19 protein-coding genes and 1 pseudogene are annotated in these 21,398 nt (G+C 60.9%); 14 read left to right on the top strand and 6 right to left on the bottom strand.

The annotated features are described in order from the left end of the window. Nucleotides 1-79 precede the first annotated feature (79 nt). The 5 genes from KHO31_RS18165 (at nt 80) to KHO31_RS18145 (ending at nt 5,013) form a co-directional block, all read left to right on the top strand. Complete coding sequence (locus KHO31_RS18165) at nt 80-739, top strand: NADPH-dependent FMN reductase (RefSeq protein ID WP_211623854.1); 660 nt, start codon at nt 80-82, stop codon at nt 737-739. A 354-nt stretch (nt 740-1,093) separates the two neighbouring features. Then, on the top strand, nt 1,094-1,309 hold the full coding sequence (locus KHO31_RS18160; protein WP_201079894.1) for a transcriptional regulator: 216 nt from the start codon (nt 1,094-1,096) through the stop codon (nt 1,307-1,309). Between the two features lie 192 nt (nt 1,310-1,501). After that, nucleotides 1,502-2,956, top strand: coding sequence for an indoleacetamide hydrolase (gene iaaH, locus KHO31_RS18155; protein ID WP_201086209.1), 1,455 nt, complete (start codon nt 1,502-1,504; stop codon nt 2,954-2,956). Between the two features lie 79 nt (nt 2,957-3,035). Further along, on the top strand, nt 3,036-3,812 hold the full coding sequence (locus KHO31_RS18150; RefSeq protein WP_201086208.1) for a CDP-diacylglycerol diphosphatase: 777 nt from the start codon (nt 3,036-3,038) through the stop codon (nt 3,810-3,812). A 112-nt stretch (nt 3,813-3,924) separates the two neighbouring features. Further along, complete coding sequence (locus KHO31_RS18145) at nt 3,925-5,013, top strand: fatty acid desaturase (RefSeq protein WP_201079888.1); 1,089 nt, start codon at nt 3,925-3,927, stop codon at nt 5,011-5,013. 84 nt (nt 5,014-5,097) lie between these two features. Here the strand turns inward: KHO31_RS18145 and KHO31_RS18140 are convergent, their stop codons facing one another. Continuing rightward, nucleotides 5,098-5,304 carry a PAS domain S-box protein gene (locus KHO31_RS18140; protein ID WP_407945945.1) on the bottom strand — a complete coding sequence of 69 codons (207 nt, stop codon included), beginning with the start codon at nt 5,302-5,304 and terminating at the stop codon, nt 5,098-5,100. A gap of 683 nt (nt 5,305-5,987) precedes the next feature. Between KHO31_RS18140 and KHO31_RS18135 the strand changes: the two genes are divergently transcribed. Continuing rightward, the gene (locus KHO31_RS18135) at nt 5,988-6,521 is read left to right on the top strand and encodes a hypothetical protein (protein ID WP_236071297.1); all 534 of its coding nucleotides are present in this window, start codon (nt 5,988-5,990) and stop codon (nt 6,519-6,521) included. Nucleotides 6,522-6,668: 147 nt separating this feature from the next. Here the strand turns inward: KHO31_RS18135 and KHO31_RS18130 are convergent, their stop codons facing one another. After that, nucleotides 6,669-7,661, bottom strand: coding sequence for an acetyltransferase (locus KHO31_RS18130; protein ID WP_201079885.1), 993 nt, complete (start codon nt 7,659-7,661; stop codon nt 6,669-6,671). A gap of 299 nt (nt 7,662-7,960) precedes the next feature. Here KHO31_RS18130 and KHO31_RS18125 point away from each other — a divergent pair, with 299 nt between their 5' ends. From KHO31_RS18125 to KHO31_RS18105, 5 genes and pseudogenes are all read left to right on the top strand, one after another. Next, nucleotides 7,961-8,899 carry a transporter gene (locus tag KHO31_RS18125; protein ID WP_236061604.1) on the top strand — a complete coding sequence of 313 codons (939 nt, stop codon included), beginning with the start codon at nt 7,961-7,963 and terminating at the stop codon, nt 8,897-8,899. A gap of 98 nt (nt 8,900-8,997) precedes the next feature. After that, nucleotides 8,998-10,455, top strand: a pseudogene (locus KHO31_RS18120) (putative PEP-binding protein); the annotation flags it as partial. A gap of 40 nt (nt 10,456-10,495) precedes the next feature. Continuing rightward, complete coding sequence (locus KHO31_RS18115) at nt 10,496-11,428, top strand: 1-phosphofructokinase family hexose kinase (protein ID WP_201079881.1); 933 nt, start codon at nt 10,496-10,498, stop codon at nt 11,426-11,428. A gap of 200 nt (nt 11,429-11,628) precedes the next feature. Next, the gene (locus KHO31_RS18110; RefSeq protein ID WP_201079879.1) at nt 11,629-12,279 is read left to right on the top strand and encodes a BON domain-containing protein; all 651 of its coding nucleotides are present in this window, start codon (nt 11,629-11,631) and stop codon (nt 12,277-12,279) included. A gap of 151 nt (nt 12,280-12,430) precedes the next feature. Then, a complete protein-coding gene (locus KHO31_RS18105; RefSeq protein WP_211623850.1) occupies nt 12,431-13,534 on the top strand; it encodes a phytoene desaturase family protein in 1,104 nt (367 codons plus the stop codon). A gap of 294 nt (nt 13,535-13,828) precedes the next feature. On the opposite strand, the gene KHO31_RS18100 is transcribed toward KHO31_RS18105, so the two are convergent. The 4 genes from KHO31_RS18100 to KHO31_RS18085 all read right to left on the bottom strand — a co-directional run bounded on the left by KHO31_RS18100 (nt 13,829) and on the right by KHO31_RS18085 (nt 16,143). Then, the gene (locus tag KHO31_RS18100) at nt 13,829-13,999 is read right to left on the bottom strand and encodes a hypothetical protein (protein ID WP_211623848.1); all 171 of its coding nucleotides are present in this window, start codon (nt 13,997-13,999) and stop codon (nt 13,829-13,831) included. A gap of 166 nt (nt 14,000-14,165) precedes the next feature. Beyond that, complete coding sequence (locus tag KHO31_RS18095; RefSeq protein ID WP_201079873.1) at nt 14,166-14,663, bottom strand: TPM domain-containing protein; 498 nt, start codon at nt 14,661-14,663, stop codon at nt 14,166-14,168. A gap of 2 nt (nt 14,664-14,665) precedes the next feature. Next, nucleotides 14,666-15,502: a TPM domain-containing protein gene (locus KHO31_RS18090; protein ID WP_211623890.1), complete on the bottom strand. Its 837-nt coding sequence runs from the start codon at nt 15,500-15,502 to the stop codon at nt 14,666-14,668. A gap of 20 nt (nt 15,503-15,522) precedes the next feature. After that, nucleotides 15,523-16,143, bottom strand: coding sequence for a LemA family protein (locus KHO31_RS18085; protein ID WP_201079871.1), 621 nt, complete (start codon nt 16,141-16,143; stop codon nt 15,523-15,525). 497 nt (nt 16,144-16,640) lie between these two features. On the opposite strand from KHO31_RS18085, the gene KHO31_RS18080 reads away from it, so the two are divergent. The 3 genes from KHO31_RS18080 to KHO31_RS18070 all read left to right on the top strand — a co-directional run bounded on the left by KHO31_RS18080 (nt 16,641) and on the right by KHO31_RS18070 (nt 21,104). Next, the gene (locus KHO31_RS18080; protein ID WP_211623846.1) at nt 16,641-18,074 is read left to right on the top strand and encodes a DUF2252 domain-containing protein; all 1,434 of its coding nucleotides are present in this window, start codon (nt 16,641-16,643) and stop codon (nt 18,072-18,074) included. Between the two features lie 366 nt (nt 18,075-18,440). Further along, nucleotides 18,441-19,910, top strand: a complete 1,470-nt coding sequence (locus tag KHO31_RS18075) for a patatin-like phospholipase family protein (protein ID WP_201079867.1) — start codon at nt 18,441-18,443, stop codon at nt 19,908-19,910. Between the two features lie 105 nt (nt 19,911-20,015). Next, nucleotides 20,016-21,104, top strand: coding sequence for a transporter substrate-binding domain-containing protein (locus KHO31_RS18070; protein ID WP_201079865.1), 1,089 nt, complete (start codon nt 20,016-20,018; stop codon nt 21,102-21,104). The last annotated feature ends 294 nt before the right edge of the window (nt 21,105-21,398 follow it).

Raw genomic sequence — 21,398 nt, 5'->3', positions numbered from 1 at the left:
CAAAGTCCGGTTCGCCCCGGTACGTCTACGCGCAGCCCCGCGCCAGCGTCCCGTGAGCCGCTACCGAAGGAGCATTTCGTTGACCAGTTTCGATCATCACCGCCGGCCGCTTGTCATCGGCATCGGCGGCACGACACGCGCGGCGTCGTCGACCGAGCGCGCGCTCGGCTTTGCGCTGCGTGGCGCGGAAGCCGCGGGCGCGAATACCCGCCTGTTCGGCGGCACCTTTCTGCATAGTCTGCCCCACTACGCCCCGGAAGATCCTCAACGCACCGACGAACAGTTCGAACTGATCGAAGCCGTGCGCCACGCAGATGCCCTGATCATCGCGACGCCTGGCTATCACGGCGGCGTCTCGGGCCTCGTCAAGAACGCGCTCGACACGCTCGAAGAATTGCGCGCCGACGAGCGGCCGTATCTGGATGGCCGAGCGGTCGGCTGTATCGTCACAGCTTATGGGTGGCAGGCTGCCGGCTCCGTCCTGACGTCCCTACGCTCGATCGTCCACGCGTTGCGCGGGTGGCCCACACCTTTCGGCGCCGGTATCAACACGCTGGAAACGCGCTTCGACACCGTCGACACCTGTTCCGACGCCAAAGTCGTCGATCAGCTCGCCACGGTCGGCCAGCAGGCCGCGCAATTCGCACTGGCGTTCAACGCGCATCGCGTGCCGACGGCCGCGCCGCTCGGCCATGCAGTCAAGGAAGCGCAACCCGCCCGATTGCTGCACTCAGTCTAGGCGCGAATCGCATGACATCGTGGATCGCGGCTTGCGGTCCACGAACCTCCCTTACCAGCCAGTTTCCTCGGCGCGGCCGCAGCACCCCACTCCAAACCGTGCGCCACATAACAGACGATCCGCCAACCAGGCCGGATAGTGTGTTGACACTCAGCGACTATGGTCCGATCCGGCCTTGTGAAGACCGTTCCCGAACCTCGCTGATTTGCTTACGAGGAAAGATTGGTTCACCCGCTGCGTGGCGCGGCCTACGCTTGATCCTGCCCGCTCACCCACCGGTTGCCTGACGCACTGGGTTGCGTCCCGCGTGCCGGCTCCTTAGCAATACACGCGGGCACACACACTGCCACGATCATGAATTCACATATCCGCTACAAGGGCTACGAAGTCGCCCCGGCGGCACAACGGCTGCCCAATGGCCTGTTTGCCGCCAATCTGACCATCGAGAAAACCTCTGCAAGCCATGGTCAGGCCTACTCGTTCGACGCGCTCGATTATTTCTTCGACGAAGAACACGCGCTCGCCTATGCGTTCCGCTGGGGACGCATGTGGATCGACAGTCGGCAATAACGCCGGCAGGATCTCCCGATAGCGCCGATAGCAGCGCTCACGTCAGTCCAGCGCGTAGAACCAGAAGGCCAGTCGCCGTGAGAGCCGGCGACCGGCAACGAGGCAAACACAGGCTGCCTTGCGCCACTCGACATCGGTATCTAAACGGCTGTGCCAGAATAGGCGACACTTCATATCAAGGAGACGCCGGCGATGACATGGACCGTCGATGAACAGTTGGCGCTAACCGCAACAGAGGCGGTCGCGGCGATCCAGTCCGGGCACCTCAAAGCCGCCGACTACATGGCCACGCTGCTGGCGCGCGCAGCAGCCCTCTCCAGCCTCAATGCGCTCACCACGCTAGACTTCGACGGTGCGCTGGCCGCGGCGCAGCGCATCGACGCGCTGCCGCCCGAAGCGAAAGCGCAATTGCCGCTCGCCGGTTTGCCCATCGTCGTGAAGGACAACATCAACACGGCCGGCTTGCAGACTTCGGCGGGCACGCCCGCGTTAGAGGGCTTCGTGCCGAAGACAAACGCGCCTTCGGTACAACGGCTTCTCGACGCCGGCGCGATCGTGCTCGGCAAAGCCAACATGCACGAACTGGCGTTCGGCATCACCAGCACGAACTTCGCCACCCACGCCGGGCCGGTGCGCAATCCGTACGATCCCACCCTGATCCCCGGCGGCTCGTCGGGCGGCACCGCCGCCGCGATCGCCGCGCGCCTTGCGCCCGCGGGTCTCGGCACCGACACCGGCGGCTCGACCCGCATTCCGGCCGCGTTGACGGGCATCGCCGGGTTTCGTCCGTCGGTCGGTAACGGCGGCGCCGAGCGGCGCTATCACGACCCGAATGCCGTCGTGCCGATCAGCCATACGCGCGATACGGTCGGCCCGATGGCGCGCACGGTCGCCGATATCGCGTTGCTCGACGGCGTGATCACCGGAGCAGGCCCCTTGCCCCCGCTCGTGCTGAACGGCTTGCGTATCGGCTTGCCCGCACCGCTCTGGGAAGGGTTGGAAAGGCAGGTGGAAGAAGTTGCGCGCGCCGCCTTGCTCCGCCTCGACGCAGCGGGCGTCACCTTCGTGCCCGTCGCGATGAGCGAACTGGAAACCTTGAACGGCCGGGTGGGCGGTCCCATTGCGATCCATGAGCCGCGCGAAGACGTGCTCGCCTGGCTCGTCGCCAACCATGCGCCGGTCAAGACAGTGGCCGAAATGGCGGCCCGCATTGCAAGCCCGGACGTCCGCGCGATCTACGACGGCGTGCTCGCCGACGTACTCGGCGCCCATTACGACGCAGCATTGAAGCAATGGCGGCCGCGCTTGCAGCGGTATATCGCGGCGACTTTCGCGGATGAGCATCTAGACGCGCTGCTGTTCCCGACCACGCGCCTCGCCGCGGTGCCGATCGACGACCTCAACGGCTCGTCGACAGTCTCGATCGATGGCGCCGCGCCGATCGATACGATGGACGCGTTCCTGCGCAATACCGACCCGGCCAGCACGTCCGGCATTCCAGGCTTGTCGCTGGCGGCCGGGATGACCACCAGCGGCTTGCCGGTCGGGCTGGAACTGGATGGCCCGCTTGGCGACGACCGGCGACTGCTGGCGATCGGCATCGCGTTTGAGCAATTGCTCGGCGTGCTGCCCGCGCCTGTGCTCTGACGGCTTTGAAGATGCCGTCGCAGGCACCATTGAAAGTACCGTTGAAAACACCAACAAAAAAGTGCCGATCCGCATTCCGATGACACGGTCAAAACCGCCCCGTCTTCGACAAACCCTTCTGCGAACCGTCGCCGCATTGGCGGTCGCCTTTACCGCGGCTTCCTGCGCACGCCTTGCCGCAATCGATTCCAATGCGCTCTGGAAAATCGTCGATCTGCGCTGCGTACCGTCGCAACAGGCTACCGGCACACCGGGCCAATGCACGGTCGTCGACCTCGACAAACGCTATGTGATTCTGAAGGACATCGTCGGCCGCTCACAGCATCTGCTGATTCCGACCGACCGCGTCACCGGCATAGAAAGCCCGCTTGTGCTGGCGCCGAATGCACAGAACTACTGGGACGACGCATGGGTGTCGCGGCTTTACGTCGAGAAGTCCGTGAAGCGGACCTTGCCCGACAATCAACTCGGCCTCGAGATCAACTCGCAATATCGCCGCTCGCAAAACCAGTTGCATATTCATATCGATTGCATGCACAGCGGCGTGAGCGATGCACTCGCGCGCCACGCGAAAGACACGCCTGGCGAGTGGCGCTGGGATACGCTCGACGGCCAGCGCTACCGGATCATGCGCGTCACCTCGCTCACGCAGGCGAACAATCCGTTTCGCATCGTCGCGCGTGACAACAGCGGCACCGCGGCGATGGCCATGCAAACCATCCTCGTGACCGGCGCGGGGCCATCGGCGGAGAAGGACGGCTGGCTCGTCGTGAATAGCGGCCTGGATGTCGACAACGGCAGCGGTACGGCGGAAGGCTTGCTCGATCATGCGTGCCGCGTCGCGGACAGCGGTTGAACTTCCCGCACCTTTGCACGATTTCGCAGATGTATTGCTGAACAAATTGGTTCTAGCCGCGTGAATGGGTCCGTAGGATCGGTCTAAACCTGCATTCCGACCGATCCAGCCGATGGCGATTTACCTCGACGACACGCAACGCAAAGCACTCGCCCGGCAGGCGGCAAGCTGGACATGGCGCACGCAATGGCCGACATGGCTGTTGATCGTCACGATCTATGGCGGATGGTTCGGTGTGGCGACGCATGCGCGCACGCTCGGCTTGCCACTGACCACCGCGCTGCTGGCGCTACTGGGCACGTGGTACCTGTCCCTGCAGCACGAACTGCTGCACGGTCATCCGACGCGTTCGCCACGTTTCAACGCACTGCTGGGATTTGCGCCGCTCGCGGTGTGGTTTCCGTATGGCGTCTACCGTGATTCGCATCTTCAGCATCACGACGATCCGCATCTGACGCTTCCCGAACGCGATCCCGAAAGCTACTTCGTCAGTCAGCGTGTGTGGCAACGTGCGGGTTTTGCGATTCGCGCGCTACTGACGTTCCGCAATACGTTTATCGGCCGCCTGTTGGTTGGGCCAGCTTTTGCCATTGCTGCAACGGGTGTCGATGCGCTCCGCAGAATCAAACGCGGCGATTGGCGCGATGGTCCGATATGGCTGACGCATCTAGCCGCGTTAGCCGCGCTGACGATGTGGCTTCAACGCGCCTGCGGAATCCCTGCGTGGGTGTTTATCGTCGGCGTGGGATATGGATCATTGTCGTTGGGGTCGATCCGTTCGTTTCAGGAACATCGCGCGGCCCATGCGCACGAGCATCGCACCGTCATCAACGAAGCAGCATGGTTCTGGCGGCTGCTGTTCCTGAACAACAACTATCATCTGGTTCATCATGACTTGCCTCATGTCCCCTGGTTTGCACTCCGGAAGGTCTATGAAACGTCCCGGCAGCAATACATAGAACGCTCAGGAGGCTTTCTGGTACGGGGTTACGGCGAATGGCTGAAACTTTATGCGTTCGCTTCGGTTGCGCCTCCGGTTTATGGGGATCTATCCGGTTTGATCCAGGGTGATCCATGTGCTTCCGACAGTTTTGCGGGTAAATTTCGGGTAAAAATCATGGTAGTCGTCCGTCGAGGAGCGCTCCGTGAAGCTAACCTGCCCGCTACTGCTGAACGCCAAACCGCAAGACAAGCCCGATAAGATCCGCGACCGCGACTCGATGTATCTGCGGATGTCGGTCTCGGGTTCGAAGGTATGGAATCCAGACACGCGTCGCTAACATCTTCAGCGACGCGTTTGAAACCGGCAATGACGGCAATGAGTGCGGCCGAAGAGTTCTTCGCGCGAATAGCCGAAGATCTTCTCCGTCTGCGCATTCACGAGGACGATCAGGCCGTCGCCATCCGCCATCACCATGGCGCTGGGGGCCGCCTCTACGACCTGACGGAAGAGCCTGTGGGTCAGTGTGCTCAGTTGCTTGTACGGTTCCAATTCGATCTCCGGAGGTTTTGCTTTCGAATTGACTGTCGGTGCGCGCAGCCGGCCCGACTCAGCGCAAGCGGGCCTCCCTGTGGGTCGAATCATTCGCGGCGCACACTTCCCCATCCGACCCTCGAGCCCGCTTCGCCGAAGCACCCGCAAATCGGACAGATCTGTCCATAGACCCGCCGATTCCGGCCAGCCAAAGTCGCGGGATGTATGACCCTCGGCCACATTTAGTCAAATGATGGCCGTCTCAGTGCGTGAAGCGACCCTTCCCGCCAATCTGGATTTCTCGAACTTTCTGACGGGTTGATTTGTATCAATCCTCCCTTTCAACGCGGCATCTAAGGTGGGATCAACCGGCGAAAAAAATGCGCTCGCCATGGGGCCTGTGAGCCGGATGGCTTTGTGAATCCGTTTCGGCGCATGGCGGTAGCGTGAACTTACTGGCATTCATTGTCGATAGGCGACGCCGCAGAAGCGGCCAGCTTTCCCGGCAATCCGCCACTCCCGCTTGGGGCTTGGATCGCTGCCTGAGGCAAACTTCCTACAGGCGAGGCCCAGACTGGGAGGCTCTAAAACTGCTTTTCAGGTGTGAGACTTTGCTATTTCACCCCGTCTTCGACTGCAGACGATCAATCAAACGCGATTAGCCTCGCTAACGTGTTCACCGATATCAGATAGAGGCCTCCATGTCCCACCACACCGACGAAGTTGTATATCTGCTGGACCGCGCAACCACGCTTGATGCCGCCGTGCGGACCCTTGCGCTCGCGCTCGAGACTCCCAACGAGGACCCGGGATTTGCACTCAAAGGGATCGCGTACAAGGCATTGAACGACCAGCACGGTTTTACCGTCACCCTTCACGGCCTCACGCTGTCGCCCCTGTATGAGCACGTGCTGGACCGATCCCGCGATTGTCCCGATCTCTTCGCGCGGATTCGCCTGTGCCTTCCGGGAGATGGCGTGAAGCTGGGCGAAACAATCATCAGTCTTCTCATCGCAGACACCGGCGATTATTCGGACGATGGCAGCACCAATCTGTGCTACAGCACGTTTGACATCACCGGCAAACCCAGCGACCTAAGCCGGCATCGGCTTTCCGTCTCTATCGCTCAGGCCTTGCAGGCCACTTTGCCGGTGCTTTTTGCCGTAGAAGCCACGCCCTCCTCCGCGAGCGCCGTATGCAATCCGACACCAGAGGAACCAGCGCGCGTCGCCTGATGGTGGTACAGCGTGAAAAAGCGCGCAAACTCGCCAGGCGTCTACCAGGGCGCTGCACTTCGAGTGTGCAGTGACCGGAACACACGAGACGAACTGATACTGGTGTGACAAATTCGGCGCGTGCTTTGCACTGTAGACGACGCGCGGTCAAGGCGGCAACGTGTCACCGGTTACAGCAACGCCCCCACCAAACGCTTTGTCGAACGCAAGTGTGAATTCCCCCAGGCGATCATGCGAAAGCCGACCGATGCCGGCCGCGGCGAGCCGGCCACCGCCACTTGCGAACCGCCTGCATAACTCATCCGCGCCGTAAGGATTCGCAAGTGGTGCGCGCACGCTCACCGTATAGCCTCCCTGACCGCTCACGGTAAGCACGGCGTGGGCACGATCAGGTGACATTGTCGCTAGAAAGTTGGAGAAGCTGCCACGCACCCTTCGAGCCCATCCCTTATTGGGCAACACATACATTGACCCGCCCGAAAGGACAGCGCTGGGAAGCAGTCCCAGCGCCAGGTCCATGTCGTGTCGTCGCGCCTCGCACAGCGCCTGCACAACCGGCTCGTTCGCCGCGAACTGGAATGGGTCGGTGTAAGCGCACAGCGTTTCGTAAAGTCTCGCAGGTGGAATCAGGAGGTCCGCCTCACTGTCTCCATAAGAGTTGTAGTTGAGCGACGCCCCCAGTTCACGCAGTTGCTCGATCTGGTCAGGTTGGAGCCCGTGGTTTTCGGCAAGCGTTTGCGCCGCATGCGCGAGGTTGTCGCCATAGGCGCCAACGATTGCCCAGAGTCGGTGTTGCCCTCCGAGATGACGGTCCACGAGCATGCTCGTGCAAACATTGGGTGTGGTGTCAATGTATGGGCTGAGATCGAGATGTTCGGGAATCACGCCGGCAAAGTGATGATCGAAGTACTCAACTTTGGCTCCGTGCTCAAGCAACGCGAGCAACGCGGCCCGATTGGTGTCCAGAGAAATGTCCAGTACCGTCACCGATATGCCCGGGCTGACGGGAACGCGGCTGAGCAGCGCCACGTCGCGCTTGACACCCGTTATCAGCAAGGACCGCAATGGCTTCGCGAGACGCAGCTGGTGCAGCGCGCAGATTCCGTCGGCGTCACCATTGAACACATCGTAATGCTTCATCACCTTTCACCTGATCTGGCTTCAGGAATCGTTTCACGCACGATAGCCCACTGAAGGTCCTGGCTCTTGACAAATATCAATCACTAACCTCTGCGCAAGCTTAGTCTGGCCGTAGTCAATCCCGATCATAGCTAGCCTGGGCCGCCGTCAAGCGCTCATACGTGAAGCAAGCCGATACATGCGTGACGCGGGATCAGGGCCCCGGCAAAATGGAGGATTGAATGGCCACCGAACTTATGTCGGCGCAAGACACCGACCATTTCCCGCTGGACCGCGGCTACCTGTTCTCGGGGAGCGGCGTGGGCCGCGAGATCGACGCGAACACAGCAATCAAATGGTTGAAGCATCGTGACGACAGTAGTCCGGAATTCATCTGGCTGCATTTTCACGACATCCCTACCGTACTGGAGGGTTGGCCGCTGCAACATGTGCAACTACCCGAGGCGTTCGGCGATACCCTTAGGGAAGGCTCTCGCTCAACACGAATTACGCATGTCTATCAGACCCTTATCGCCGTCCTTAACGATGTCGAGTACGACCTTGAGCGGAATACGCCACTCAAGGTGGCGACGCTGTGGGTGAACGTCGGTGTTCACTGTCTGATTAGCGTGCGCAGTTCCCCGCTGCGCTCAGTCAGTCAGTTGAGACAGGCAGTCGAGGCGGGGGAAACGTTCCGCAGCCCGATGGCTCTCCTGATCCATCTGTTGCAGGAACAGGCTGATGTACTCATCGGCATTGTGCGCACGGCAGCGCAGGCCGCCAACGACGTGGATGAAACGCTGCTCGCCGGCAGACTGCCAACCCGTTCTGGCCTGGGCGGCATTCGCCGCGATCTGGTGCGCCTGCGTCGTCTACTGGCGCCTGAACCCGCCGCGCTGTTCCGCCTCGTCAACCGGCCGCCGCGCTGGGTGCTGGAAGAAGATGCCCAATCGCTCAGGCAATCCGCGGAGGAATTTTCACTGACGTTGCGCGACATAGCCGGACTTCAGGAGCGCATCAAGTTGCTCGAAGAGGAAATCGCCGACCGCGTGGCCGAGCACACTAACCGCAGCGTGCTGATCCTGACCGCTGTCACCGTGATCGCGTTACCGGTCAACCTGATCTCCGGTTTGTTGGGCATGAACATAGGCGGCTTGCCCTTGAAATACGACAATCATGGATTCTGGATCGTCGCGCTGATCGCGCTGCTGTTGACCAGCGTGGCAGCCTGGCTGATTTTTCGCCCACTACGTGATTGAAACCGTCACGCTCAGGTCACCGGCCCGTGCCCGGTTTGCAGCACGCCTATCCATCTGAGCCGTAGTCCCAGCGGGATTGATGCACATCAACTGGCAGCAAGATGCTCTATACGAACGACAGCGAGCACCCGACAAAGAATGTCCCGACTTCGAAAGCGGAGCGCGCTGCCTTCGTTCTGAGCGACGAGGAAATCCTGGCCTTGTCACGCTGGGCCTGTGTCATCGAGCGCCATTATGGACAGCCGATGGACATCGAATGGGCCAAGGACGGCCAGACCAACGAGATGTTCATCGTGCAGGCCCGCCCGGAAACCGTTCAGTCACGGCGCGAAGCAAGTGCAGTGAAGACCTATCACATCAGGAAAAAGGGCCGCCAGTTGCTGGCCGGGGTCAGCGTCGGCGAAGCGGTGGCGAGCGGCAGGGTCTGCGTCATCGAAAATCCCAGCGAGATGGGCCGCTTTATCGACGGCGCCATTCTCGTCACGCGCACGACCGACCCCGACTGGGTGCCCATCATGCGGCGCGCCTCTGCCATCGTCACCGACCACGGCGGGCGCACCTCGCACGCGGCGATCGTGAGTCGTGAGCTGGGCTTGCCGGCCATCGTGGGGGCGGCCAGGGCGACTCATCTGCTGCACAACGAGCAGGAAGTGACCGTCTGTTGCGCGGAAGGTCGCGAGGGTTTTGTCTACGAAGGTATTGCCGACTACGAAGTCGAGGACATCGACTTTGACAGTATTCCCACGACCCGCACCAAGGTCATGCTGAACCTGGCCAACCCGGCGGCGGCCTTTCGCTGGTGGCGCCTTCTAGCTGACGGCGTCGGGCTCGCGCGAGGCCTCGGACGGATCGCGGCGGTTCAGTACCCGCATCCCGTGGTCGTCCGCATGAGCGACTTCAAGACCAACGAATACGCGAATCTGATTGGCGGGGCCGAATTCGAGCCGAAGGAAGAGAATCCCATGCTCGGATTCCGCGGCGCGTCGCGCTACTACTCGCCGCGCTACCGGGAAGGCTTTGCGCTCGAATGCCGGGCCATTCGCCGCTTGCGTGAAGAGATGGGCTTCAGGAACGTCGTCGTCATGATCCCGTTCTGCCGCGCGGCCAAAGAAGCCGACCGCGTGCTCGAAGTAATGGCCGAGAACGGCATCAGGCGCGGCGAGGCCGGGCTCGAGGTCTATGTCATGTGCGAGATCCCGTCGAACGTGATTCTGGCGAAGGCCTTCGCACAGCGCTTCGACGGCTTTTCAATCGGCAGCAACGACCTGACACAGTTGACCCTCGGCGTGGATCGCGACTCAGCAGAGCTTGCGGAACTGTTCGACGAACAGGACGAAGCCGTTCGCTGGATGATCCAGAACGTGATCACCCAGGCGCACCGGGTCGGCGCCGATGTCGGCTTGTGCGGACAGGCGCCGAGCGATCAACCCGAGTTTGCCGGCTTTCTGGTGGAATGCGGCATCGATTCGATGTCGGTGAGTCCCGACAGTTTCATCGCGGTGAAGCGCCGCGTTGCGACCGCCGAAGAGACCGTACTTTCCGATCTCGCTGAATAGACAGGCCCGTTTCACCGCAGGCTCCACAACAGGATTGATCATGGCAGACATTGTGACGGTAACGCTGAATCCCGCGGTAGACGTGGCGACGTCTGTCGAACAGATCATCGACACACGCAAGCTCAGATGCAGTGCCGCTCAGCGGGACCCCGGCGGTGGCGGGATCAACGTGGCACGCGTGGTGCATCGGCTGGGGGGCGATAGCGCCGCACTCTATCTCCACGGAGGCGCAACCGGTCAGGAGCTGCAGCAACTGATCGATGCGGAACATCTGGCCGGCCTCGGCATTGAGATCACCGGCGAAACACGCGAAAATTTTTCGGTTCAGGAGACGTCGACCGGGCGCGAGTACCGCTTCGTGATGCCGGGTCCCACCGTCGCGGAAAGCGACGTGCAACGATGCATCGACCAGATCAATGCATTGGGGGCGCCGCCGCGCTATCTGGTGATGAGCGGCAGCTTGCCCCCCGGCGCGCCGGTCGATACTTATGCGCGCATCGCGCGCGCGACTTGCGCGCCCGGCACACGTGTTGTTCTCGACACGTCGGGCCCCGCGCTTGCCGCCGCACTCGAAGCAGGCGTGTGGCTCGTCAAGCCGAGCCTGAATGAGTTGCGCGGCCTGACGGGGCAACCACTCGTCAACGAGGTTGAATGGCTCGCCGCAGCAGAGGAATTGGTCCGCGACGGGCGCGCACAGATCGTGGCCCTGACGCTCGGCGAGCAAGGCGCAGTGCTGGTGACCGCCGAGCGTTTTTTGCGGGCAACGGGGCTCTCCGTACAGGTGTCCAGCTCCATAGGGGCGGGCGACAGCTTTGTGGCTGCAATGGTCTGGGCGCTCAACCGCAATGCCAGTCTCGATGAGGCTTTTCACTACGGCGTAGCCGCAGCATCGGCAACACTGCTGACTGCCGGCACAGCGCTTTGCAAGCAGGCCGATGTCGAGCGGCTCTATCGTGAAGTGTCGAGCCGCTGAGATGGCCGTTCGCTTCTGCACAAACCGGCGGCATCTCCAATCATCCGCTGGTCACATTAGAGTAGCGGTCGATTCCAGAGCGTTCGCTCGCGTGTAAAAGACGCGTGCTTGACCGGTATCAATATATTTAGCGTGAGCTGCGCGACCCTATAACCTATGCATCGCGCAGGGTTGCGGGATGCGTTGCCCAGGAGAGAGAGATGAAGTCAGATGAGGCGCTCAAGCATGACATCGAACAGGAGTTGCTGTGGGATTCCGCCATCGATGCCCGCAATATCAACGTGACCGTTCATGGTCGTGTCGTGACACTCGAAGGTTCCGTGTCGAGCTATCCCCAGAAACTCGCCGTGCAGAAAGCCGCCCAGCGTGTGGCTGACAGCCGCGCGGTGGTGCTGGAACTCGTCGTGCGGCCGCCCTCGCCTTCGAAGCACACGGATGAAGAGCTGGCCGCAGCGGTCATGTCCACTTTGAAATGGCAGGAAGGCGTGCCGGAGAACGCAATACAGGTAGTCGTGGACCACGGCTGCGTCACGCTCAGCGGAGAAGTCAACCACGGCTATCAACGCCAGACGGCCGAAACGGTAGTGAGCCGCATGCGCGATGTGGTTGGCCTTTCCAATCAGATCACCGTGCGCGGCGCTGAGGTTGCCACCGATATCCGCACGCAGATAGGCCACGCGCTGGCGCGGCGGGCACAGCGCGAGTCGGCGCGCGTCAACGTGAATGTGCACGATGGTGTCGTCAGGTTGACCGGAACCGTCGATTCGTTGGCGGAAAAGCGTGCAGCGTGCGGCGTGGCGTGGGCAGCGAAAGGCGTGCGGTGGGTGGTGGACGAGTTGAGCGTCGCATGACGCGCTGTTCTGTAGTGATCGGGCAGCCAAGGCGCCCACCGATTCGGGACGCATTGATGTAACAGCTCTGCTCGCGCGCTTTCCGGCGCAGCACAAGGCGATCGGGCGTTGGTTCGCCGCCTGCGAAGCCGCGCGGCATTCGGCCTTTGCGATGTTCGCAATGCGCGGCATGCCGCATTGGCTCGCTTGGGGAATGCGCCTGATTCACGGCGACGAAGTCGAACGTTGGGCGCAATGCACGCTTGCCAGCGCCTTGGCCGAAGTGCCCGACGCGCAATTGCGTGCGGTGCTCGGGGCCCGCTGGGCCGACTACGGTGCGCCGCCCGATAGCGCGCCGATGCTCGAGCATGCGCTCGTCACCGGTTCGTACAACGCCGGTGCATATTATCCGGCCGGTGGTCCGGGACGCTTTGCGCAGACGCTCGTGCCGGTCATTGAAGCGGCCGGCGGTGCGCTGCAGCTGGGCGCCACGGCGGATCACATCGTTGTGACCGGCGGCCGTGCGGTCGGTGTGGCGTTTAGCCAAGGCGGCGCGCGCCGGACGGAGTTTGCGAGTCACGTCATATCGGCGATGGGAATCGCCAACACCGTCGCCTGCCTCGACGCCGCCACAGCACCGGCGTGGCAGGATACGCTGCGCGGCTTGCGCCCGGGTCTTGCGCACCTGGCGCTGTACATCGGCCTCGACGGCGATATCGCTGCGGCGGGCGCATCCGGCGCCAATGTATGGATCTACGAAAGCGCGGAGATTGGCCGGGTGTGGCGCAACGTGGAAGAAGATGATCCACCCGGGCTGTTCGTGTCGTTCCCCTCAATGAAAGACCGGGCGTGCAAGGGCAAGCCGACCGCCGAGGTGATCGCATTGTGCGATGCACGAGCTTTCGCCCCTTGGCTGGATACGCAAGAAGGGAGACGTTCCGCGCAGTACCTCGAACTCAAGGGACGAATCGAAAAACGACTGCTGGCGCGATTCTGCGCGCACTTCCCTGCCCTCGCGCCTCTGATTCGCTTCCGCGAACTGTCGACGCCCTTGACGCAGCAACGCTACTTGCGCGCGGCAGGTGGCGCCATGTATGGGCTTGAGATGACGGCAACCCGTTTGACGAGCGCCGCATTGCGCGTGCGCACGCCCGTCCACGGCTTGCTGCTTGCTGGACAGGACGTGACAGGGCCCGGCATCGCAGAGGCATTCATGGGCGGCCTGATGGCCGCGGCGGCTATCGAACCGGCGTTGCTCAAGCGCTTCGCCAGCTAGGCCAATCGCGGCACGGCCAGGCAAGATCATCCGCTACTGCTGCGCGCTAGGCCCTGAGTCCGTCATTCAGTCTGCCCCGCTCGATTCCTGATCCACGTCAATCCTCCGGTTGACTCCACGCCGATACTGAGGGCACTTCACCCCTGCCGGAAAATCCTATGGCCCAGTCGATGAAAGCTGCTGTCGTCCACGCGTTTGGAGAACCACTTCGCATCGAGGAAGTGCCCGTGGACCGATCCAGAAGGCGTGGCGGCAGAATCTCAGTGCGGTCACGCCGCGATCAGCTTACCTCGCTCACTTCTTCAGCAACGCAAGCATGGTTTGCTCGAGGGACACGAGCCTGGCATTCGTCAGCTCCGCATGGAGCTTTATCGCCCGAATCAGAAACTGGACGTTTGCGTCATCGCTTTTCGAGGTGAGGTCATCAAATTCTGAAAATATTTTGCTAACGGCATCGGCATTCATGGTCGTTCCTTGCAAGGTTGGCAGAGGGCTTACGAATCAATTCAACTCCCGTTCGAGGAGTATTCAATCTGGCGCTGCCCCAATGGCTTCAGGGCAAACGCAAGCGCCTCAACGTGTTTAAGCAGCGCCATACTGTTTCCTGCCGCCGCTTCGAGCGAGCTACCACTCAAAGCACGGCCGGCTTACTCGACAATTCGTCGCGTTTTTCCTGTTGCGCTGGAAAATGTCTTTTCAGCAGCGCCGTCACCTCCTCGATGCCCCGGAGTACTCCGGCGTGATAGTTGCCCAGCTTGAAAGCGGCCTCCATCTGCCGGCAGATGGCTTCCCACTCACCGGCTTTCACCCGTGCATGCACCCCGCGGTCCGCAACGATCTCCACATCGTGATCGGCTAGCAGGAGATAAATGAGCACCCCGTTGTTGTGTTCGGTATCCCAGACTCGCAACTCGGAAAAGACATCGATTGCACGTTCCCTCGCCGACATTCCGTCCAGCAGCGCCCCGATATGCAACGCACCTTCGACTGCAAACCGGATCTGCCCAATGTGGGCCCGATGGCTTTCCTGGATGGCCTTTTCAATGGCGTGCAGTGTCGGAGTCGGAAAAGCACGATTCACGTGCCACCGGGTCACGAACAAATGCTTGACGATACGTTTGAGGTCCATGGCTACCACCTGCCCGATGCACCGCCGCCGCCAAATCCGCCGCCACCGCCCCTGAAGATCGTGCGACCGGAGCCGCTGCCGAATCGGCCGGATTGTCCGCCGATCGCACGCCCCCCGGCGTAGGCGCCAAGGCCGCTGCCGAGCAAGGTGAATGCGAGAGCGATCGCACCTGCCACCACGGCGATGAGCAGTGTGCCCGACAACAGCCACGCGACGACCGCGACGGCTCCGCCCGTTACCACAGAGCCGGGTAGTCTCCCTAGTACCACTCGAAACACGCCGCCCGCGACCATGGTGAGCACGAAAAGAATCGGCAGATAGCGCGCGAGTTGCCCGGACGCGCCACCTGCATGCTGTTCCGGAGACGGCAGAGGCTCGCCATCGACGACGTGCATGATGCCGTCGACGCCGGCCGTCACACCGCCGTAAAAGTCACCTTGCTGGAATCTCGGAACAATCGTCTCGTTGATGATGCGGCTGCTGGTTGCGTCGGTAAGCGCTCCCTCGAGCCCGTAGCCGACTTCGATGCGCAGGGTCCGGTCGTCTTTGGCGATGATCAGCAGCACGCCATCGTCAACGCGCTTGCGTCCCAGCTTCCATTGCTCAACCACGCGCAGCGAATACTGTTCGATGGTTTCCGGCTGGGTGGTGGGCACAATCAGCACGGAGATCTGGCTCCCCTTTTTAGCCTCGAACGCCTGCAATGTCTGTTCTAACGTCGAACGCTGTTCGCTGGTGAGCGTGGCCGTCTCGTCGGTGACACGCGCGGTCAATGCGGGAATCGCCACGTCCGCGCTGGCACCGCACGGCAAGAATGCGAGGACGGCGAGCAGCAGCATGCTGAGGGGTTTGAGGATATTCAATTTGCCGCTCCACTGGCCGGCGTGGGCGCCGTGCTGAAATCGACCTGTGGAGGATGCGCGATCGCAGCCTCGTCCGACACCGAGAAATTAGGTTTCTCCTTGTAGCCGAACAGGCTAGCGGTGAGATTGGATGGGAACGACCGCACGGTCGTGTTGTAGTCTTGCACTGCCTTGATATAGCGGTTTCGGGCCACGGTGATGCGGTTTTCGGTTCCTTCGAGCTGCGCCTGCAAGTCGCGAAAGTTGGCATCGGACTTCAACTGCGGGTAATTCTCAGAGACGACAAGAAGTCGCGATAGCGAAGACGACAACTGTGCCTGGGCCGCTTCGAATCTGGCGAACGCCTGTTGGTCGTTGATGAGCTCGGGAGTCGCCTGCACGGAACCGACCCGGGCACGCGCCTCGGTCACGCTAATGAACACGTCGCGTTCCTGGCTTGCGTAGCCCTTCACCGTGTTCACGAGATTCGGAACCAGGTCAGCGCGACGCTGGTACTGGTTGAGCACCTCCGACCAGCTTGCCTTCACCTGCTCATCCTGAGTCTGGATAGCGTTGTAACCGCATCCGGAAACGGATAGCACGATGACAGCAACCAGCACTAGACATAGGGTGCGCATTGAACCTTCCTGTTCTTCTGGGAACTGCCCCAAGTAAGCCTCTAACGAGGACTACGGCGTAGTGAGAGACCGATCGGCGCTACTTCCCTGCATCGTCGATGCAGGCAGCCTCAGACTAAGCGTAAGGACCGGATGGACGTTGATCCAAATCAAGTGACCCGTCAGGAGAAAAACCGGTCTTGCGCACTGCGGCACGCGCGCGCCAATGGTGAACGGAAGGACGATCTGTTTCCGGAGAAGTTCAGCACGTACGGAGGCTTCATGCGTGCGATTACAGATCGATGGAATCGGCTGGAATACCGCGGCACACACGGGAAAGGAAAATATTTCTTTCGCCTCCACTTGGCCCGTCGTCGACGCAATTGTGCCGACTGCAACCGAGACCGATTACTGTCCGATTCGGTCGGCCGAAAGCGATTCGTGTATCCAGTCGCTTGACCTGCGTCAATTGCTGAGGATGGCGAAGATCTATCGTTGAAAAAATTGGGGAGATTTCCATGCAAAAGGTTTCCTTGAGATTACTTGAAGGGGCTAAGCCAGGCGATTCCGGGGAAGTACCCGTCGCGCCGGATCTGCATCCGCGAACCGAACGGTATGCTTTCGGAAAGACGCTGCGAAAGAAAATTCCGCGCGAGTTGCATGCGGCCTGGAATCCACCTTCCAGGCGGCCAGATCCCGTGCACTTGGTGAAAGAATCCGACAAAGGGCGCATCCCGGAACTGGTTCCCCTCCGCCACGGGCGCATGGCCCAGTCAGCGTTTACCTTTTATCGGGGGGCGGCGCTCAACATGGCGGAGGACCTCGCGTCGACGCCGAGCACCGGCGTGCATGTCCAGTGCTGCGGAGATGCGCACCTGGTCAACTTCCGCGGTTTTGCCACACCTGAACGCAACGTTATCTTCGCGATCAACGACCTCGACGAGACCCTCCCCGCCCCCTGGGAGTGGGATATCAAGCGCCTCGCTGCGAGCTTCGTGATCGCCTGCCGGGACAACGGTTTGAGCGAATCCACAGCAATGGACGCAGTCCTGACCTGCGTCAGATCGTACCGCGAACACATGGCCGAGTTCAGTGAAATGAAATCGCTGGACCTCTGGTATTTTGCCCTTGAAATCGAAACGCTGATTTCAGGCATCCGGGAGCCGGACATACGCCGCCGCGCCATCAGGCGCCTCGAAAAGGAACGCCGGGCCAGCATCGCGGAGGAAGTGTTTCCCAAGCTCGCTGAGGGTTCGGACCATACTGCGCTCATCAAGGACCAGCCTCCGACCATCTTCCACATGAAAGGCCATCTCGCGGGGAAAATCGACGCCGGTATCTTGAAGGCCTATGCCCTTTACCGCGAAAGTCTGACACCCGCCCATCACGTGATACTCGATCGCTTCAGGCTCCTGGATGCCGCGATCAAGGTGGTTGGGGTCGGGAGCGTCGGCACCCGCTGCTGGGTGGCCTTGTTGATGGACGGCGCAAGCGATCCGCTCATTCTTCAGATCAAGCAGGCGCGACCCTCCGTTCTGGAGGCCTACGCGGACAAAAGCGCCTATCCAAATCACGGACAGCGCGTCGTCAACGGCCACCGGCTGATGCAGCCATCGAGTGATATTTTTCTGGGGTGGTGCGAGGGAACGGCAGGGCGTCACTTCTATGTTCGCCAACTCCGCGACGTCAAGATTAAAGCTGCCGTCGAGGCGTTCGGAAAAGCGGAGATGACCGTTTTCGCTGACTGGTGCGGTCAGTCGCTCGCGCTCTCCCACGCGCGCTCCGGGGACGCCTCCGTGATCAGCGGTTATCTGGGCAAGAGCGATGTGTTCGACGAGGCGCTTGCAGCCTTTTCCGTCGCGTACGCCGATCAGACCGAAGCGGATCACGATTTGCTGAAGCGTGCGATCCGCAACGGCAAGATAAAAGCCCAATTCGAAGCGCAGCGATGAACTGCGCCGGGATGCACCGTCGGGTATGTTGGTGTCGACACGCTCTGTAAAAACCATGTTGAGCGTCCGGGCGCCGCCCGATGTCGTTGCACAGGACGCGTAACGCGGAAATACATTCCACGTTCAACAGCCAGACTGGTATCGGAGAGCCAGGCGGCAAGGACGACCAAGGGGCAACGCTAACGCCGAGGCCGGATAGGACCATGGTCCAATTGCAAGCGCGTCACATCCGGCCTAGTTTCGCAGTGAGAAAGGACCATGGACCTCGCTAACTCAGGAGAAGGCATGCTTGCCAGCGTATATGGTGCAGCAGCTCTTGGGATCGAGAGGTATGGCATCTGTAAGAGGTGATCCGGAGGTCCTCCGATGCGACGGCCGAACTCAATATTGCTTTTGTTTGCACTGTTGCTCCTGCTCGGCGGTTGCGCGACCCGGCCAATCAATCCGCCGATAACGCGCATCGATCCGGCTGGCGGCTATCGGCTTGTGACGCGCCCGCAATATTCCACAGACAACGGAAACCTCGTGATCCTTGCCTTTTCCGGCGGCGGCACACGCGCAGCGGCGTTCTCATATGGGGTCCTGGAGTTCCTGCGCAAGACCGAAGTCACCGGACCGAAAGGCAACACAACACGTCTGCTTGACAATGTGAGCATCATTACCGGCGTGTCAGGGGGAAGCTTCACCGCGCTCGCCTACGGCCTCTATGGTGACAAGCTCTTCGACGATTATGAGCAGCGCTTCCTCAAGCGCAATGTGCAAGGCGAAATCACGTGGCGCACGCTTAATCCAGTTCATTGGCCGTCCCTCTGGTCACGTGGATGGGGCCGCTCCGAGCTGGCGGCCGATCTATACGACGAAATCCTGTTCAACGGAGCGACGTTTGACGACCTCAATCGCGGCAAAGGCCCGTTAATCATCGCGTCGGCCACAGATATTTCCACGGGCACCAGTGTGCCTTTTACACAAGGCACCTTCGATGTGCTCTGCTCCGATCTGGGCCCAATGCATCTCTCGCGTGCCGCGGCGGCGTCGTCTGCCGTACCCGTAGTGCTATCGCCCGTTACGCTCAACAATTACGGCGGTACTTGTGGCTACACGCCCCCTTCCTGGGTGAAGCCATTTGTCGCCGCGGACAACCCGCCGAGGCCTGCCGCACGCACGACTCGCCATATGAGCGAGCAAGCGGCGTTCGAAGACAGCGCCAACCGGCCATACCTGCATCTCGTAGACGGCGGAATTTCAGACAACCTCGGGATGCGGAGCGTGCTGGACGCACTGGAAATCATGGAGACGCTGTATTCGATCGATCAGCCCACACCACTCGATCATATACGCAGGGTTGTTGTTTTTGTCGTCAACTCAGTGTCCTCGCCAAAAACGAAATGGGACAAATCGGAATCCCCGCCGGGCACGGTGCAGATTCTGCTGAAATCCGCGGGGGTTCCCATTGACCACTATTCGTACGAGGCGACTGAACTGTTAAAGGACACCGAGGCACAGTGGGAATCCATGCGCAGGCTTCGGAAGTCGCCTGCATTTACCAAGAGCAAGGATCCTGAAGTGGCGAGCGATGTGCGCACACCAGACGTGACGATCTATACGATCGACGTCTCGTTCAACCGGCTCACGGACAAGGCAGAGCGGGACTATCTGAACGAACTGCCCACCTCTTTTTCCCTCCCGGCCGAGGCGGTCGACCGGCTGCGCGCCGCTGCAGCAACGATCATCAAGGCATCGCCGGAGTTCCAGCGGCTATTGCAGGACGTCGGGGCAAAAATCGCGCCCAAGCCGTCGCTTGATGGTGCAGGTACAGGGGCACCCGCTACGAGATAGAGCATGATGAAAGCCCGGCTGCCGCGACAAAGCCGTGCGGGACGGTCGTACTGCCAGGCGAAGTGCTTCCCGGCAAACGAGACTGCGGTTAGAAGAGGGGGAGACATGTCAGCCATCATTAGCCGCCTCGTCGCGATGGTGTCGCTGGCGGCCGTGTTGATTTCCGGGGCGTGGGCACAGCCCCTCGATCAACCGGTACGTGTGGCCACATTTGTTCTACCTCCATTCGTGATGCAGCAAGGGCGGGCGCTGAACGGCTTCAGCATCGAACTCTGGAACGAGGTCGCTGTGAGAATCGGCGTCAAGACGCGCTATCAGATGACGTCCGACGTCAAGACCTTGTTCGACTCCTTGCGCTCGGGCAATGCTGATATCGCCGTGTCCGGCCTGTTCTACAGCACGGAGCGTGACCGGGAATTCGACTTCTCCTATCCGATCATGGAGGTAGGCCTTCAGATCATGGTGCGGGATAAGGGGGAGGCCGCGGCACCTGCCCTACTAAGGAGCTTGCTGGAACTGGTGTTTTCGCGGACGAGCCTCGCCTGGCTCGGCGCCGCCCTTTTTCTCGTCGTACTCGCAGCGCATATCATGTGGTTCCTCGAACGCCGGCAGGAGGGCGAAACGATTACCGGCGGAACCTATTTTCCCGGCATCTTGCATGCGATGCACTGGGCTGCCACGACCCTGCTGACGCAGGGAGATCAAAGTCCGCGTCAATGGTTCACCCGAACGCTCGGCGTTCTCTGGATGTTTATCGGCATCGTTTTCATCGCCTTCTACACTGCCCAGCTGACAACGACGCTCACGGTGAATCAGATTGAAGGCGCCATCAACGGACCGGAAGACTTGCCCGGCAAGCGGGTTGCCACCCTCGTCGGCGGCACGCCCGTCGCCTATCTGCGCGAGCACAACGCCGTGGTGCAGGAGTTCTCGCAATCGAGCGAGGTATATCAGGCGCTGCTGGATGGGAAGGTAGACGCCGTCGTCCAAGGCTCGGCCGGCCTGGATTACTACTCAGCCCATGAGGGCAAGGGTCTGGTAAAGATGGTCGGTCCTGAGTTCAACAAAAATGACGTCGGCTTCGTTTTCCCATTGAACAGCCCGCTGCGCAAGAAGGTCAATGGTGCGTTGCTTTCCATGCGCGAGGACGGCACGTACCAGCGGATTTATGACAAATGGTTCGGCGCAAAATAGCAACGTTCAGACCGAGCGACACTCGTTCGCCTTCAGCGATTTTTTCGGAGAATTAACCTCCCCGGACGTGCTCAGGACCCAGGATTCCCAATAAGCGTGTCGTCGGAACCGTCTTGACGCATGCAGCATTTAGATAAGGTTTCTACGATGAAAACCTGTGCCACTATCGCGAAGACGGTAGGCTCCCGCTACCCCTCCCGATCGCAGCACGATAGCCCCCACGGCTTACGTCGTCGCCTCGACTATTAGTCCGTGTCTGTACTCGCTTCCTTGTCCTCATAGTTGCGCTCCAAA

Source organism: Paraburkholderia domus (assembly GCF_905220705.1).
GTDB lineage: Bacteria > Pseudomonadota > Gammaproteobacteria > Burkholderiales > Burkholderiaceae > Paraburkholderia > Paraburkholderia domus.
Note: the sequence above shows the minus strand (reverse complement) of the source record. Positions and strands in the feature narration are given on the sequence as shown.